General features: G+C 72.5%; 17 protein-coding genes. 6 read left to right on the top strand and 11 right to left on the bottom strand.

The features are described 5' to 3' along the window. Positions 1-120: 120 nt before the first annotated feature. Positions 121-999, top strand: coding sequence for an undecaprenyl-diphosphate phosphatase (locus E5083_RS27420; protein ID WP_135788364.1), 879 nt, complete (start codon positions 121-123; stop codon positions 997-999). Positions 1,000-1,002: 3 nt separating this feature from the next. After that, complete coding sequence (locus E5083_RS27415) at positions 1,003-1,290, top strand: hypothetical protein (protein WP_135788363.1); 288 nt, start codon at positions 1,003-1,005, stop codon at positions 1,288-1,290. Positions 1,291-1,299: 9 nt separating this feature from the next. Here the strand turns inward: E5083_RS27415 and E5083_RS27410 are convergent, their stop codons facing one another. Then, complete coding sequence (locus E5083_RS27410) at positions 1,300-1,962, bottom strand: HAD family hydrolase (RefSeq protein ID WP_135788362.1); 663 nt, start codon at positions 1,960-1,962, stop codon at positions 1,300-1,302. Positions 1,963-1,999: 37 nt separating this feature from the next. Further along, positions 2,000-2,611 carry a DUF4291 domain-containing protein gene (locus E5083_RS27405; RefSeq protein ID WP_135788361.1) on the bottom strand — a complete coding sequence of 204 codons (612 nt, stop codon included), beginning with the start codon at positions 2,609-2,611 and terminating at the stop codon, positions 2,000-2,002. Between the two features lie 110 nt (positions 2,612-2,721). Between E5083_RS27405 and lnt the strand changes: the two genes are divergently transcribed. Then, complete coding sequence (lnt, locus tag E5083_RS27400; protein ID WP_135788360.1) at positions 2,722-4,293, top strand: apolipoprotein N-acyltransferase; 1,572 nt, start codon at positions 2,722-2,724, stop codon at positions 4,291-4,293. On the opposite strand, the gene E5083_RS27395 is transcribed toward lnt, so the two are convergent. Beyond that, entirely contained in the window at positions 4,211-5,122 is a 912-nt protein-coding gene (locus E5083_RS27395; RefSeq protein WP_135788359.1) for a Gfo/Idh/MocA family protein, read from the bottom strand. The two genes, lnt and E5083_RS27395, sit on opposite strands and share 83 nt — an antisense overlap. Before the next feature lie 11 nt (positions 5,123-5,133). Continuing rightward, on the bottom strand, positions 5,134-6,309 hold the full coding sequence (locus E5083_RS27390) for an FAD-dependent oxidoreductase (protein ID WP_135788358.1): 1,176 nt from the start codon (positions 6,307-6,309) through the stop codon (positions 5,134-5,136). A gap of 117 nt (positions 6,310-6,426) precedes the next feature. Here E5083_RS27390 and E5083_RS27385 point away from each other — a divergent pair, with 117 nt between their 5' ends. Next, positions 6,427-7,011 carry a TetR/AcrR family transcriptional regulator gene (locus tag E5083_RS27385; RefSeq protein ID WP_135788357.1) on the top strand — a complete coding sequence of 195 codons (585 nt, stop codon included), beginning with the start codon at positions 6,427-6,429 and terminating at the stop codon, positions 7,009-7,011. Positions 7,012-7,189: 178 nt separating this feature from the next. Next, positions 7,190-7,567 carry a hypothetical protein gene (locus E5083_RS27380; protein WP_244317669.1) on the top strand — a complete coding sequence of 126 codons (378 nt, stop codon included), beginning with the start codon at positions 7,190-7,192 and terminating at the stop codon, positions 7,565-7,567. On the opposite strand, the gene E5083_RS27375 is transcribed toward E5083_RS27380, so the two are convergent. From E5083_RS27375 to E5083_RS27345, 7 genes are all read right to left on the bottom strand, one after another. Next, positions 7,564-8,085 (bottom strand): hypothetical protein, encoded by a 522-nt coding sequence (locus E5083_RS27375; RefSeq protein WP_135788356.1) that lies wholly within the window; start codon positions 8,083-8,085, stop codon positions 7,564-7,566. The two genes, E5083_RS27380 and E5083_RS27375, sit on opposite strands and share 4 nt — an antisense overlap. A gap of 125 nt (positions 8,086-8,210) precedes the next feature. After that, the gene (gene ung, locus E5083_RS27370; protein ID WP_135788355.1) at positions 8,211-8,894 is read right to left on the bottom strand and encodes a uracil-DNA glycosylase; all 684 of its coding nucleotides are present in this window, start codon (positions 8,892-8,894) and stop codon (positions 8,211-8,213) included. Positions 8,895-8,976: 82 nt separating this feature from the next. Then, positions 8,977-10,566, bottom strand: coding sequence for an ABC transporter substrate-binding protein (locus E5083_RS27365; RefSeq protein WP_135788354.1), 1,590 nt, complete (start codon positions 10,564-10,566; stop codon positions 8,977-8,979). 190 nt (positions 10,567-10,756) lie between these two features. Then, positions 10,757-11,518, bottom strand: coding sequence for an SDR family oxidoreductase (locus tag E5083_RS27360; RefSeq protein WP_135788353.1), 762 nt, complete (start codon positions 11,516-11,518; stop codon positions 10,757-10,759). 39 nt (positions 11,519-11,557) lie between these two features. After that, on the bottom strand, positions 11,558-12,319 hold the full coding sequence (gene fabG / locus E5083_RS27355) for a 3-oxoacyl-ACP reductase FabG (protein ID WP_135788352.1): 762 nt from the start codon (positions 12,317-12,319) through the stop codon (positions 11,558-11,560). 144 nt (positions 12,320-12,463) lie between these two features. Then, complete coding sequence (locus E5083_RS27350; protein ID WP_135788351.1) at positions 12,464-12,913, bottom strand: DUF3037 domain-containing protein; 450 nt, start codon at positions 12,911-12,913, stop codon at positions 12,464-12,466. Next, positions 12,910-13,674 (bottom strand): HipA family kinase, encoded by a 765-nt coding sequence (locus E5083_RS27345; protein ID WP_135788350.1) that lies wholly within the window; start codon positions 13,672-13,674, stop codon positions 12,910-12,912. The genes E5083_RS27350 and E5083_RS27345 overlap by 4 nt, the downstream gene beginning before the upstream one ends. 71 nt (positions 13,675-13,745) lie before the next feature. Between E5083_RS27345 and E5083_RS27340 the strand changes: the two genes are divergently transcribed. Then, positions 13,746-14,135 carry a VOC family protein gene (locus E5083_RS27340; RefSeq protein WP_135788349.1) on the top strand — a complete coding sequence of 130 codons (390 nt, stop codon included), beginning with the start codon at positions 13,746-13,748 and terminating at the stop codon, positions 14,133-14,135. The last annotated feature ends 48 nt before the right edge of the window (positions 14,136-14,183 follow it).

The raw sequence follows: 14,183 nt of genomic DNA, 5'->3' as shown, positions 1-14,183 counted from the left end.
CGGCGTTCATGACCATCGCATGACCAACCCCCTGTGAAGGCTTTGCCTTCGGCGCCCGCTACGCTGCCCTGCGTCGCATGATCACCCCTACGCTCCCCAGCGCTTGGACGCCACACCTCCATGTCTTGGTTCGAATCCCTCGTCCTCGGACTCGTCCAGGGACTCACCGAGTTCCTGCCCGTCTCCTCCAGCGCGCATCTGCGGCTGACCGCAGCCTTCTCCGGCTGGCAGGACCCCGGCGCGGCCTTCACCGCGATCACGCAGATCGGTACGGAGGCGGCGGTCCTCATCTACTTCCGCAAGGACATCGGGCGGATCATCTCGTCCTGGTTCCGCTCGCTGTTCGACAAGTCGATGCGGGGTGACCACGACGCGCAGATGGGCTGGCTGGTGATCGTCGGCTCGATCCCGATCGGCGTGCTCGGCGTGACGCTGAAGGACCAGATCGAGGGGCCGTTCCGCGACCTCCGGATCACCGCGACCATGCTGATCGTGGTCGGCGTGATCATAGGAATCGCCGACCGGATGGCGGCCCGCGACGAGTCCGGCGGCCGGCACCGCAGCCCTCAGCAGCGCAAGACCCTGAAAGACCTCGGCATCCGCGACGGCCTGATCTTCGGCCTCTGCCAGGCGTGCGCCCTCATCCCGGGCGTCTCCCGCTCCGGCGCCACCATCAGCGGCGGCCTCTTCATGGGCTACAAGCGCGAAGCCGCCGCCCGCTACTCCTTCCTCCTCGCCATCCCGGCCGTCCTCGCCTCCGGCGTCTTCGAGGTGAAGCACTCCCTGGGCGAGAACAGCGAGGTGGCGTGGGGCCCGACCCTCTTCGCCACGGTGATTGCTTTTGCGTCCGGATATGCGGTAATCGCGTGGTTCATGAAGTGGATCTCCAACAAGAGCTTCATGCCTTTTGTCTACTACCGAGTCGCCCTGGGCATCATCATCATCGCCCTGGTCACCGCGGGCGTCCTGAGCCCGCACGCGGCGGAGTCGGCGGGCTGAGCCATGCCTCCGCTGCCCGGGTTCGCCATCGTGCAGAAGACCGTCTCGGAAGGCCGCTTCCCCGCCCTCGTCGTGATCCATGACGACGAGGGCGACTGGCTCATCGGTGACGACCCCCATGACCCGAACGAAACGGGCGCTTCGCATCTCGTCCACCTGGCGCACGTCCTGGCCCATGACCCGTCCCTGGCGGCCCTGGCCGATCTCCCGCTGGGCCATGTCGCCACGCGGCGCTCCGCCGACGATCCCTGGATCATCGGGGCGTGGTCCTACGAGGAGGAGCACGCATGACGACGGGGTTCAGCGACTGCCGCTGTTGAACTCCCTGATCAAGCCCGACAGTTCCAGCAGGCTTTCGATGCGGAACAAGGGGAGGCGGTGGGCTTCCTTTGTGGGCCAGGTGAGTCGGGACCAGGGGCCGCGGTGGAGGAGGGCTGTGTGGAGGCCGGCCGCTGCCGCGGGGCGGATGTCGTTGTCGAGGCGGTCGCCGACGTAGAGGATCTCGTCCGGTTCCGCGGGGACCAGGGAGGTCAGGCGGGAGAAGAAGGCGGGGTCGGGCTTGGCGGTGCCCCAGTCGGCCGAGGTGCCGATCAGGTCGACGTCCGTGGCGAAGAGTTCGCGCAGGAGGCGGGCGGCGTGGGCGTCCTGGTTGCCGGCGATGCCGAGCCAGAGGCCGTCCGCGCGGAGGGTGGCCAGGGTGTCGCGGACGTCGTCGTACACGTCGGACTCGCCGAACACCTCCGGCATCCCGGCGTCGGCCCGCAGCTCCCGCTCCGCCGCCAGGTCGAAGCCGGGCCGGAACGCCTCGAAGACCTCGCGGTGATCCCGCCCCTGGGCCACCACCGCCCCGAACACCGCCGAGAACGTGTGCCGGGGTACGCCCAGCCAGTCGGCCCAGGTCCCGTACTCCGTCGTCTCGTCCACCAGACACTCACCGACATCGAAGACCGCAGCGCGAATCATGGTCGCCAGCGTAGTGCGGGCACCGCGCCCCGCTGATCTACGCGCCGAGGTGAGTCAGCAGCCCCTCCGGGACGGGGTACGGCGACTCCGCCGGCAGCAGCGTGCCCGCCTCTTGCAGCCGCCCGGCCCGTACCGCGCCGTGGATCTCCCGCGCCAGCGGGGTCACGTCCCGGATGCCCACGATCCACTCGTCCGCATAGCGCGCGGCCGCCTCTCCGGTGAGGCCGAGCTGGAGGGAGCGGTGGGGCAGGGGGTTGAGGTGCAGGTCCCGCTCCGGGTCCCACTGCACGCGCGCCGGCGCCTCGCGGAGGGTCCGCCTGAAGTCGGCCGGGGTGCCGTGCAGGGCGGGGACGTGGTGGGAGAGGCAGGCGTTCCGCAGCGCCCACTCGAAGCCGGTGCGCGTGATCTCCACGGCGAGGACGGTCTCCTGACCCTCCTTGGCCCCCCAGCCGCAGCGGTACATCATCCAGAGGAACGACGGCTTGATCCACGTCATCCGGGACCGGCTCCACGCGGCCGGGAAGCGTCCGGCGCGGGCGGCGGGCACGCCGATCTCGGGCCGGTACGCCTGGTACATCGTGATCGTGGTGGGCGTATGGGCCGCGCGGATGCGGAACTTCGGTTCGGGGGCGGTGGGTTGGTCGATCATGGGACCAGATTCGGCCACCCGGAGCCCCTTCTGCCACCCAATATCCCCTGTCGTAGATCGCAGGAGGCGCGCACACTGGGAGGTGAGGGCCCTGGGGAGGGAGACTCCGGATGAGGAGCACGAGGTCGTTCGGCCGGCTGCTGGACTCCCCCTGGCCTCGTTCCGGCGCCGCTGCCCTCGCGGGCGCGCTGCCCGTGCTCGCGTTCCCGGCGCCCGCGCTGTGGTGGTTCGCGTACGTGGCCCTCGTCCCGTGGATCGCGCTGGCCCGTACCGCGCCGACCGCACGCCGGGCCGCGCTCGACGGCTGGTGCGGCGGGCTCGGGTTCATGCTGGCCGTGCACCATTGGCTGCTGCCGAGCCTGCATGTGTTCATCTTCCTGATAGCCGCCCTGCTGGGCGCGCTGTGGGCCCCGTGGGGCTGGCTGGTGCGCCGCTTCCTGGGCGGCACCCCCTCCCCCGCCCGCGCCTTCGCCGCCCTGCTCGTCCTCCCCTCGGCCTGGCTGGCGGTGGAACTGGTCCGCTCCTGGCAGGGTCTCGGCGGCCCCTGGGGCATGCTCGGCTCCACCCAGTGGCAGGTCGGCCCGGCGCTGCGCCTCGCCTCGGTGGGCGGGGTCTGGCTGCTCAGCTTCCTGGTGGTAGCCGTCAACGTCGCGCTGGCGGTGCTGATTTCGGTCCCCGCCTCTCGCGTCCCCGCCGTGGCCTCTCTGATCGCCACGGCCGCCGCGACGAGCGCCGCGTACGCCTGGGCCCCGCGCGCGGACGTGGACGGACGGGCACGGATCGCGGTCGTCCAGCCGGGCGTGTACGACGGCCCGGACCAGCGGTTCGCCCGGGAGGAGGCGCTGACCCGGCAGTTGGCAGGGCGGGACGTCGACCTGATCGTCTGGGGCGAGAGCAGCGTCGGCCACGACCTCGGCGACCGACCCGACCTGGCCCGCAGGATCGCCGCCCTCTCCCGGCAGACCGGCGCCGAGATCCTGGTGAACGTCGACGCCCGCCGCTCCGACCGCCCCGGCATCTACAAGAGTTCGGTCCTGATCGGCCCCGACGGCCCCACCGGCGACCGGTACGACAAGATGCGCCTGGTCCCCTTCGGTGAGTACATACCGGCCCGCGCCCTGCTCGGCTGGGCCACCTCGGTCGGCAAGGCGGCGGGCGAGGACCGGCACCGGGGCACGGAGCAGGTCGTGATGGACGCCGGGCGCCTGCGTATCGGCCCGCTGGTCTGCTTCGAGACCGCGTTCCCCGACATGGGCCGCCACCTCACCGAGGACGGCGCCGACCTGCTCCTCGGCCAGTCCGCCACCTCCTCCTTCCAGCAAAGCTGGGCCCCCGACCAGCACGCCTCGCTGGCCGCGCTGCGGGCCGCCGAGACCGGCCGCCCGATGGTCCACGCCACCCTGACCGGCGTCTCGGCGGTCTACGGCCCGGACGGCGAACGCGTCGGCCCCCGCCTCGGCACCGGCGCGAGCGCCGCCCGCGTGTACGACGTACCGCTGGCCCACGGCGTCACCCCGTACGTCCGGCACGGCGACTGGCCGGTGGACGGCGCGCTGCTGGTGCTGGCGGTGCTCGGCGTGACGGAGGGCGTACGGACGCTCAGGCCGCGCCGGACCGGCCCTGAGCCGCTCGTACCACGCGCTCGCACAGCTCGTGAGTCGCCAGCGCGTCCCGTGCGCTGAGCGGTTCGCCCGCGCGGACCGCGTCGAGGAAGGTGAGGACGGCGCCCTCGATGCCACGCTGCCGGGACACCGGGACCCAGTCGCCCCGGCGGCGCACGGTGGGCTGGCCCTTGTGGTCGATCACCTCGGCGAGGTTGATCACCTGGCGCTTGGTGTCCTGCCCGGAGACCTCCAGGATCTCCTCGGCCGAGCCGCTGAGCCGGTTCATCACGCCGAGCGCGGTGAAGCCGTCGCCGGAGAGCTGGAGCACGACGTGATGGAGCAGCCCGTCCTCGGTACGCACCCGCACCGTGACATCGTCCACCGGGCCGGGGACCAGGAAGCGCAGGGTGTCCACGACGTGGATGAAGTCGTCCAGGACCATCAAGCGCGGTTCCTCGGGGAGGCCGACCCGGTTCTTCTGGAGCAGGATCAGGTCGCGCGGGTGCTCCAGGACCTGCGCGTAGGCGGGGGCGTACCGCCGGTTGAAGCCGACGAAGAGCGGCACGCTCTGGCGCTCGGCCAGCTCCACCAGCTTCTGGGAATCGGTGAGTTCATAGGCGAGCGGCTTGTCGACGTACGTGGGGACACCCGCCTCCAGGAGCCTGGTGACGATCTCCGGGTGGACGGCGGTGGGCGCGTGCACGAAGGCCGCGTCGAGACCGGCGTCCAGCAGCGAGTCCAGCGTCTCGTGCCGCTGCCCGGCGGGCAGGTGCAGCGAGTCGCCCACGGCGGCGAGGGTGGCGGGGGTGCGGGTCTGGAGGTGGAGGTCGAGTCCGGGCTGTGTGCCGAGGACCGGCAGATACGCCTTCCGCGCGATGTCGCCGAGTCCGATGCAGCCGACCTTCACCTGTGTTCTCCCTACCGCTGTCCCGCGTTGACGTCCCCGGAAGCATACGGCGGGCGCCAGTCGGCGATGCCGTCGAAGGAGCGCAGCAGCAGCGTGGGCGCGGCCTTGGCGAGGGCGGCCACGGCGGTGTCACGGACGGCGACGGCCGCGCGGCCGCCCGCCATGTTGAGGCGGGCCGCCCGGACGGCCTGGCGGGCGATGCCGGTGGTGCGCGGGAGCCGCGCCTCGGTGTACGCCGCGAGGCCGGCGCCGTGGTGGGCGAGCACGACGGCGTCCTCGACGGCCTGGTTGCCGCCCTGGCCGAGGGTCGGCGGCATGGCGTGCGCGGCGTCCCCGAGGAGGGCGACGCGGCCGGAGTGGAAGGCGGGCAGCGGGTCGGCGATGTGGTGGACGTCGTGGCGGAGCACGTCCTCGGGGCGGGCGGCGGCGAGCACGGCGGGGACCGGGTCGTGCCAGTCGCCGTACCGGCGCAGCAGCTCGGCCTTCTCGTCGTCCGGGGCACGGTGTCCGGCGGGGGCGGTGGCGGCCGCGTAGGCGTAGACCCGGCCGTCCTTGAGCGGGTGGGTGCCCCAGATGTGGCCCCGGCCCCAGGTCTCGTGCGAGGCGAACCGCGCGCCGGGAACCGGGATCAGGAGGCGCCAGGTGGTGAAGCCGGCGTACACCGCGCCGGGGTGGGCGGGGAACAGGGCTGCGCGGACACGGGAGTTGACGCCGTCGGCGCCGATCACCAGGTCGGCCTCCAACACCTCGTTGTCTACGGCCACTTGGGCGGGCCGGTGCGTGCCGCCGGGGTCGGCGAGGGTGGCGGGGGACGCCGTGCGGACGGTGCCGGGCGGGAGGAGGGCGGCGAGGCGGCCGACCAGCGTGGTGCGGGGCAGCAGCACGAGGGGACCGCCGAAGCGCGCGGCCAGTGCCTCGGGGTCGGACCTGGCCAGCCAGCGGCCGCCGGGGGTACGGAGTCCGCCCTCGCCCTGCCAGGCGGCCAGGTCGCGGATCTCGTCGCCGATGCCGAGGGTGTCCAGCGCGCGCAGGGCGTTGGGCGCGAGCGAGATGGCGGCGCCGACCGGCTCCAGCGAGGGCGCCCGCTCCAGCACGGTGACCTCCCAGCCGCGCCGGTGCAGGGCCGCCGCCGCGGTGAGACCCCCGATGCCGCCGCCGATGACCAGCGCCCGCGCCGCCTTCGTCATGACTCCTCCGTGGGTCTCCTGGGGGACTACTCCTGTAGTGGACTTTCACCGTACTACGCCCGTAGTGCTCACCACCAGCCCCGCTCGGGCCCCACCGCTCCCGGATAGGGTCGCCCCATGTCCGCACCCAGCCCGTCCCGCGCCGACCTCGTCGCCGACGCCGCCCTCGCCCTGCTCGCCGAGCGGGGTATGCGCGGCCTGACGCACCGGGCCGTGGACGAGGCGGCCGGGCTGCCCCCGGGCTCCACCTCCAACGTGGCCCGCACCCGCCAGGCCCTCCTCGAACTGGCCGTCCGCCGGCACGCCGAGCGCGAGGCCCACCTGCTGGTCCCGGCCGGGATGCCCGACCCGGCGGGCGGGCCGGACGCCCTGGCCGACGGCCTCGCCACGGCGGTCCACCGCTCCCTCACCGAGGGCCGCCCCCTCCTGATCGCCCGCTACGAACTCGCCCTGGAGGCCACCCGCCGCCCCGAGCTGCGCGCCTACTACGACGCCACCGGCGCCGTCTTCCGGGACCACCTGACCACCCTGCTCCGCGCGGCGGGCTCCCCCGCCCCCGAGCGCCATGTCCTCTCCCTCATCGCCTGGGCGGACGGCCTGATGTTCAGCTGCGCGGTCGGCACCTTCAGCAGCCGGCCGCCGGGCCTTACGGAAGTGCGGACCGGGCTGCGGGAGTTGCTGCGGGGCATGCTCGGGCACTGAGCGCGCGTCACCCTGCGTCCGCGCCACGCCCTCCCCGTGGGGCGAGAGATCACCCGTGTGGGGCATCGCGGGCACGTCGGTGGTGGATGGCGGGCGCGGGGCTGCGCAGAGTGGGCGGGTGGATCGAACTTCGTCTGCCGCGGCACTGCTGGTGGCCGTCACGACTCTGACCGGGTGTATGACCGTGCACGGGCCGGCGGTGCCCGCTTCGGGGCCGGGCGGCCCGCCCTCGCGGGCGGCGGCGGCCCGGCCGGACGGGAGCGCGCTGCCCCGCATGGACCAGGAGCCCGGCCAGGAGTCGCTGGAGCGGACCGGCCCCTCCCCCAGCGCCGGCAAGCCGCACCGCTCGGCGCCCGCCGCCGTGCCCGAGCCCCGGCGCACCCCCGTCGTCCCCGCTCCGCGCCGGGCGTACCCGGACCGCCCGCGCGCCGACACCCCGCACGCGCCCCGCGCGGTGCCGCAGATCCCGAACGTGTGCGCGCTGGGCAAGAAGTACGGCGGCTGGCCCAAGAACAGCCCGCAGTCGACGATCTGCGAGCGGGCGTACGGGCGTTAGCGGGTCGGGCGCTGTCTCGGCGGGCCCCATCCGTCGCCCTCGGCGGGGCCGGTGTCGGGGAGGCGGAGTTCCATGCGGGTGATCGCGGCCCGGACGCCGGTGCCGTAGCCGTCGTCGGGGAGGGTGTCGGCCGCGCGGCGGGCGCGGCGCAGGTGGCTGCGGGCGGCGTCGGCGCGGTCCAGCTTGAGGTAGTCGGCCGCGAGGCTGAGGTGCAGCGAGGGGTAGAAGCCGCGCACGCTCGCGGGGTCGGCGCCGGGACGGCCGTCGGTCAGCTCGTCGGCCGCCGACAACGCCCTGAGGTCCCAGGCGAGTTCGTCCGCCGGGTCGTCCTGGGTGTCGGCCAGGTAGTGGGCGAGGGTGCAGCGGTGCAGCGCCTCGCCGGACTCCGCCGTCTCGGCCCACAGCTCCAGCAGCCGGCGCCGGGCCTCCTCGCGGTCACCGCCCCGGTGCAGCATGACGATCTGCCCGATCCGGGTGAGCAGGGCATCGGGCGCCGTCTGCTCCTGTCGCTCCGCCATCGCGCCCTCCGGACCCGTCATCCGGCCGCTCGTCGGCCGTCCGCCCATGACGCTAACCGCAGCCGGCGGCGATACCGGGCAGGCGGCCCCGAACGGAACGGTGAGACCGCCTGGCCGGTCCCCGGTCAGCCCAGGTCGGGGATGCGCCAGTCGATCGGCTCGTGGCCCTGCGCGGCGACGGCCTCGTCGATCTGGGTGAAGGGCCGCGAGCCGAAGAACTTCTTCGCGGACAGCGGCGAGGGATGCGCGCCTTTGACCACCACGTGCCGCGTCTCGTCGATCAGCGGCAGCTTCTTCTGGGCGTAGTTGCCCCACAGCACGAACACCGCCGGGTCGGGACGGGAGGCCACCGCGCGGATCACCGCGTCCGTGAACTTCTCCCAGCCCTTGCCCTTGTGCGAGTTGGCCTCGCCGGCGCGCACGGTGAGCACCGCGTTGAGCAGCAGGACGCCCTGTTCGGCCCACGGCATCAGATAGCCGTTGTCCGGGACGGGCAGGTCCAGCTCCTCGCGCATCTCCTTGTAGATGTTCCGCAGCGACGGCGGGGTCTTCACACCGGGCCGCACCGAGAAGCACAGCCCGTGCCCCTGGCCCTCGCCGTGGTACGGGTCCTGGCCGAGCACGAGCACCTTGACCTTGTCGTACGGCGTCGCGTCGAGCGCCGCGAAGACCTCCTCGCGCGGCGGGTAGACGGGACCCTTCGCCCGCTCCTCCTCGACGAACTCCGTCAGCTCCTTGAAGTAGGGCTGCTGGAGTTCGTCGCCCAGAACGCCCTGCCAGGACTCGGGCAGCATGGCGATGTCGGTCACGTCGGTGTCCCTAACGATCGGCGGTCACTTCCAAGGCTTCAGAACCTACAGGCGACCACTGACAACGCCGACGGCAGGCCGCTCACCAGCTCGTCTTCCGGTTCAGCTCCCACATCATCATGATCGTCGACGGGTCGAGGGCACGCTCGCCCCCGGAGATGTCCTGGCTCGCGGCGATGTACTGGCGCCCCTGCCAGAGCGGGATCAGCCGGGCGTCGTCCACCATGATCCGCTGGGCGGCGGTCAGGTCCTTCACCACCTCGGCCCGGTTCCCCTGCGCCCGCGACCGGGGCAGCAGCTCACCGGTGATCTTCTTGCTCGCGTACGGGGTGCCGAGCGCGTTGTGCTCGCCGACGAAGGGCGCGATGAAGTTGTCCGCGTCGGGGAAGTCCGGGAACCAGCCCCGCCCGAACACCGGGTACTCCCCCTTCTGGTAGCCGGTGACATAGGTCTTCCAGGGGCGGGCGCGCAGGGTGATGGTGAACAGCCCGGAGTCCTCCAGCTGCCGCTTCAGCTCCCGGAACATCACGCCGGTCTCGGAGCCGTAGCGGTCGGAGGTGTACCAGAAGGTGAGCGGGACCCGCTGCTTGACGCCCGCCTCGGCGAGGATGGCGCGGGCCTTGCCGGCGCTGGGCTCGCCGAAGCGGTCGAAGTAGGAGGTGGCGTGGCCGGTGAGGCCCTTGGGGACCATCGAGTACAGCGGTTCGACGGTGTCCCGGTACACCTTGTGGGCGATGGCGCCGCGGTCCACGACCTGGGCTATGGCCTTGCGCACGGCGGCGTTCCCGGCCCAGCGGTCCTTGGGGTTGAACACCAGGTAGCTGATGTCGGTACCGGTGCCGTCGACCAGTTGCAGCCCGGCCGGGGACTGCTGCTGGAGGGTGAGGATGTCGTTGGCGGCGAGTCCCCGGTAGGTGACGTCGATGCTCTTGTCGCGCAGCGCCCCGACCATCGCGGCGGAGTCCTGGAAATACCGGATGGTCACCGCCTTGTTCTCCCGCTCGGCGAACCCTTCGTACCGGTCGTTGCGCACCAGCACGGCCTGCTTGCCCTCGTCGTAGGACTCCAGGCGGTACGGGCCCGAGCCGTGCACATTGCCGTCCTTGCGCAGCGAGTTGGCGGGGTACTCGCGCGGGTCGACGAGGGACATGGCGGGGGTGGCGAGCACGAACGGGAAGGTGGCGTCGGGCTTCTTGAGATGGAAGACGATCTCCCGCGTGCCGGTGGTCTCCACCCGGTCCAGCCCCTCCAGCAGTCCGGCGGGGCCGCTCGGGGCGTTGATGGTGCGGATGCGGTCGATGGAGTGTCGGACGGCCTCGGCGTCGAGCGGGTGGCCGTCGGCGAACTCCAGCCCGGCGCGCAGCCGGCAGCGGTAGGTGCGGCTGGTGGAGTCGGTGAAGGAGCAGCTCTCGGCGGCGTCCGGCTGCGGGGTGGTCGCGCCGTTCGGGTAGGCCAGGAGGGTCTGGTAGACGTTGCGGAACAGTTCCCAGGAGCCGTCCCAGGCGCCCGCCGGGTCCAGGGTGCTGGGCGCGCTGGTCGTCCCCACCACGATCGGGCTGCTGTCGTCCGGGCCGCCGTCGGAGAGCAGTCCGCAGCCGGGCAGCAGGGTGATGAGGGAGGTCAGGGACACGGCCGCCGCGACCCTGCGCCGGACTCTGTTCCGCTTGAACACGCGCTCGCTCCTCGATCCGCCGTACCAAGGTCGGCAGACCATACCGCAGCCCTGGACCTCCTGAACCTCCCCTGAAACATGGGTTGTTGATCGATTTCGGATGACTACGTTGTCATGGGGCGGACCCGCCTGAAACGCGTACGGGCGCCGCTCCCCTCTGGAGGAGAACGGCGCCCGTGGTCGCGCGGGGTCAGCCCACCCCGGCGTTGAGGAAGATGCCGCCGTCCACGACGAGCGTCTGACCGGTGACCCAGTCGGACTGCGCGGAGGTGAGGAAGGCCGCGGCCCCGCCGATGTCGGAGGGGACGCCGAGCCGGCCGAGCGGGTAGGCGGCGGCCGCCTCCGCCTCCCGGCCCTCGTACAGCGCCTCGGCGAACTTGGTCTTCACGACCGCCGGGGCGATCGCGTTGACCCGCACCTTGGGCGCGAACTCGTGCGCGAGCTGCTGGGTCAGGTTGATCATCGCGGCCTTGCTCACGCCGTACGCGCCGATGAACGGCGAGGGCGCGAGGCCGGCGACGGAGGCGATGTTGACGATCGCGCCGCCGTTCTCCCGCTGCCAGGCGTGCCAGGTCTTCTGGGCGAAGCCGAGCGCCGAGATCACGTTGGTCTCGAAGACCTTGCGGGCCACGTCCAGGTCGACGTCGGCGATGGGGCCGAAGACCGGGTTGGTGCCCGCGTTGTTGACCAGGTAGTCGACGCGGCCGAACGCCTCCATGGCGCGTTCGACGGCCTCGGTCTGGTGGGCGAGGTCGTGGGCCTTGCCGGCGACGCCGATGACGCGGTCGGCGCCGAGCCGCTCGACGGCCTCCTTCAGCGCCTCCTCGTTGCGGCCGGTGATGACCACGCGGTCACCGCGTGCCACCAGGGCCTCCGCGACGCCGTAGCCGATGCCCCGGCTGGCGCCCGTGACGAGCGCGGCCTTGCCGGAGAGTGCGGGGAGTTCAGTCATGTCCGTGTGCTCCAGGGTTCGTTCGTCGGATCGGACCGGCTAGTCGAGCGGTCCGCCCGCGACGTACAGCACCTGGCCGGAGACGAAGCCGGCCGCCTCGCCGGTGAAGAAGGCGATGGCGTTGGCGATGTCCTCGGGCTCGCCGACGCGCTGGACCGGGATCTGGGTGGCGGCGGCCTTCTTGAAGTCGTCGAAGCCCATGCCCACACGGTCGGCGGTGGCCTTGGTCATCTCGGTGGCGATGAAGCCCGGGGCGACGGCGTTGGCGGTGATGCCGAACTTGCCCAGCTCGATGGCGAGGGTCTTGGTGAAGCCCTGGAGACCCGCCTTGGCGGCCGAGTAGTTGGCCTGGCCGCGGTTGCCGAGCGCGGAGGACGAGGACAGGTTGACGACCCGGCCGAAGCCCGCGTCCACCATGTGCTTCTGCACGGCCTTGGTCATCAGGAACGAGCCGCGCAGGTGCACGCCGAGCACGGTGTCCCAGTCGGACACGCTCATCTTGAACAGCAGGTTGTCGCGGAGCACACCGGCGTTGTTGACCAGGATGACCGGCGCGCCCAGCTCCTCCGCGATCCGCGCGACGGCGGCCTCGACCTGCGCCTCGTCGGAGACGTCGGCGCCGACCGCGAGGGCCTTGCCGCCCGCCGCGGTGATCTTCTCGACGGTGTCCTTGCAGGCGGCCTCGTCCAGGTCGACGACGGCGACGGCGTGACCCTCGGCGGCCAGCCGGACGGCGGTGGCGGCGCCGATGCCGCGCGCCGCGCCGGTGACTACCGCGACCCGCTGTTCAGTGGTGGACATTGCTGCTTCTCCTCGCCCTTGAGAGAACCCGGCCGGTCCGGACCGGACCCGCCGTGCGGTGAGCGACCGCTTAGTACCTTCAGCACCCGTGACGCTAGAAGCCCTGGCACGCGGTGTCAACGGGACACCGGGCGGTGTGATCCATTACCTCACCAGGAGGTCCAGCAGCCGCTCCGTCTCGGCCACCGGGTCGGCGGTCAGCCCGGTGTGCACCGGTCCGGGCCGCACGATGGTGGAGCGGGGCGCGATCAGCCAGCGGAAACGCCGCCCGGCGTCGTCACCGGCCGCCTGCCCGGCCTCGTCCCCGCCCGCGCAGATCCGCTCCACCGCGCCGAGCGCGGCCCGCACCCCGGCGACATCCGCGTCCGGATCGAGCGCGAGCAGCCGGGTCTCGTCCAGGTGGGTGCGGGCGCCGACGTAGCCACGGGCACGGCAGTAGACGATCACACCCGCGTTGATCCGCTCGCCGCGCTCGACGCGGGGGACGACCCGCAGCAGGGCGTACTCGTAGACCTCGCGGTCGCCGCCCTGGCCGCCGCGGATGATGTGGCGCTCGACCACACTTCCGGCCATGTGAATGTGGTGCTCGCTCACTTGCTCTCCTTGAGACCCTCGATGCGTTCGTGGACGGTGCCCGCGCGGGCGAGCAGCGGACGCGCGTAGGCACGGCGCAGGTCGTCGGGGGTGTCGAAGCCGGGTTCGCCGGCCAGCCAGGCGTCGGGGATCTGGGCGGTGACCTCGGCGAGCAGTTCCTCGGTGACCAGGGGGGCCAGGTCGGCCGCGGCGGCGGTGACGTCGGGGGCGAAGCGGGCGAGGGCGTGGTCGGCCGCGTCGTAGGGCCGGGCGGCGGAGGCGTCCACAGAGGGCCAGTTGTGGTGCCAGATCATGGTGGCGCCGTGATCGATGAGCCACAGCCCGCCTCCCTGCACCAGGAGGTTGGGGTTGCGCCAGGAGCGGTCGACATTGTTGACCAGCGCGTCGAACCACACGATCCGGCCCGCCTCCCCGGGGTCGACGGGGAAGGCGAGCGGGTCGTAGCCGAGGGCACCGGAGAGGAAGTCCATGCCGAGGTTGGCGCCCCCGCTCGCCCGGAGCAGGTCCTGCACCTGCCGCTCGGGTTCGCCGAGGCCGAGCACGGGGTCCAGCCCGACGGTCACGAGTCCGGGCACCCGGAAGCCGAGGCGCCGGGCGAGTTCGCCGCAGACGACTTCGGCGACCAGGGTCTTGCGGCCCTGCCCGGCGCCGGTGAACTTCAGGACGTACAACCCGAGATCGTCGGCCTCGACGAGCCCCGGCAGCGAGCCGCCCTCACGCAGGGGCGTGACGAACCGGGTGGCGGTGACTTCGGTCAGCATTTGCCCAGGCTATCTCGCGTACGACGGCCCGCCCCGGCCCCTGTTCCGGCGCCTGCTGGCAGGATCGGCGCATGACGAACACTCCGCTGCGGATCAACGCCCTCATCGTCGACGCCGCCGATCCCGAGTCGCTCGCCGCGTTCTGGTCCGAGCTGCTCGGCAGACCGGTCGTGGGCCGCACGGGCCCCTACGTCTGGCTCCGGCGCGAGGACGGCCTGGGGATCGGGTTCCAGCGGGCGGACGGTCCCAAGTCGGGCAAGAACCGCGTCCACTTCGACGTCACCGCCGCCGACCCGGCCGCCGAGCAGCGGCGTATCGAGGCACTCGGCGGGCGCCGGCTGACGGAGTACGACGAGGGCGGGTTCCTGGTGATGGCGGACCCGGAGGGCAACGAGTTCTGCGTCATCCCCGACGGCCCCGTCGAGCTGGACGACGACGGCCGCGCCCACTACCTCGGCTGACCCGCCGCCCCTACGATCGGCGGCGCCCCCCTCCCGGTCGTAAGGAGC

It is taken from the genome of Streptomyces bauhiniae (assembly GCF_004784475.1).
Classification (GTDB): Bacteria; Actinomycetota; Actinomycetes; order Streptomycetales; family Streptomycetaceae; genus Streptomyces; species Streptomyces seoulensis.
Note: the sequence above shows the minus strand (reverse complement) of the source record. Positions and strands in the feature narration are given on the sequence as shown.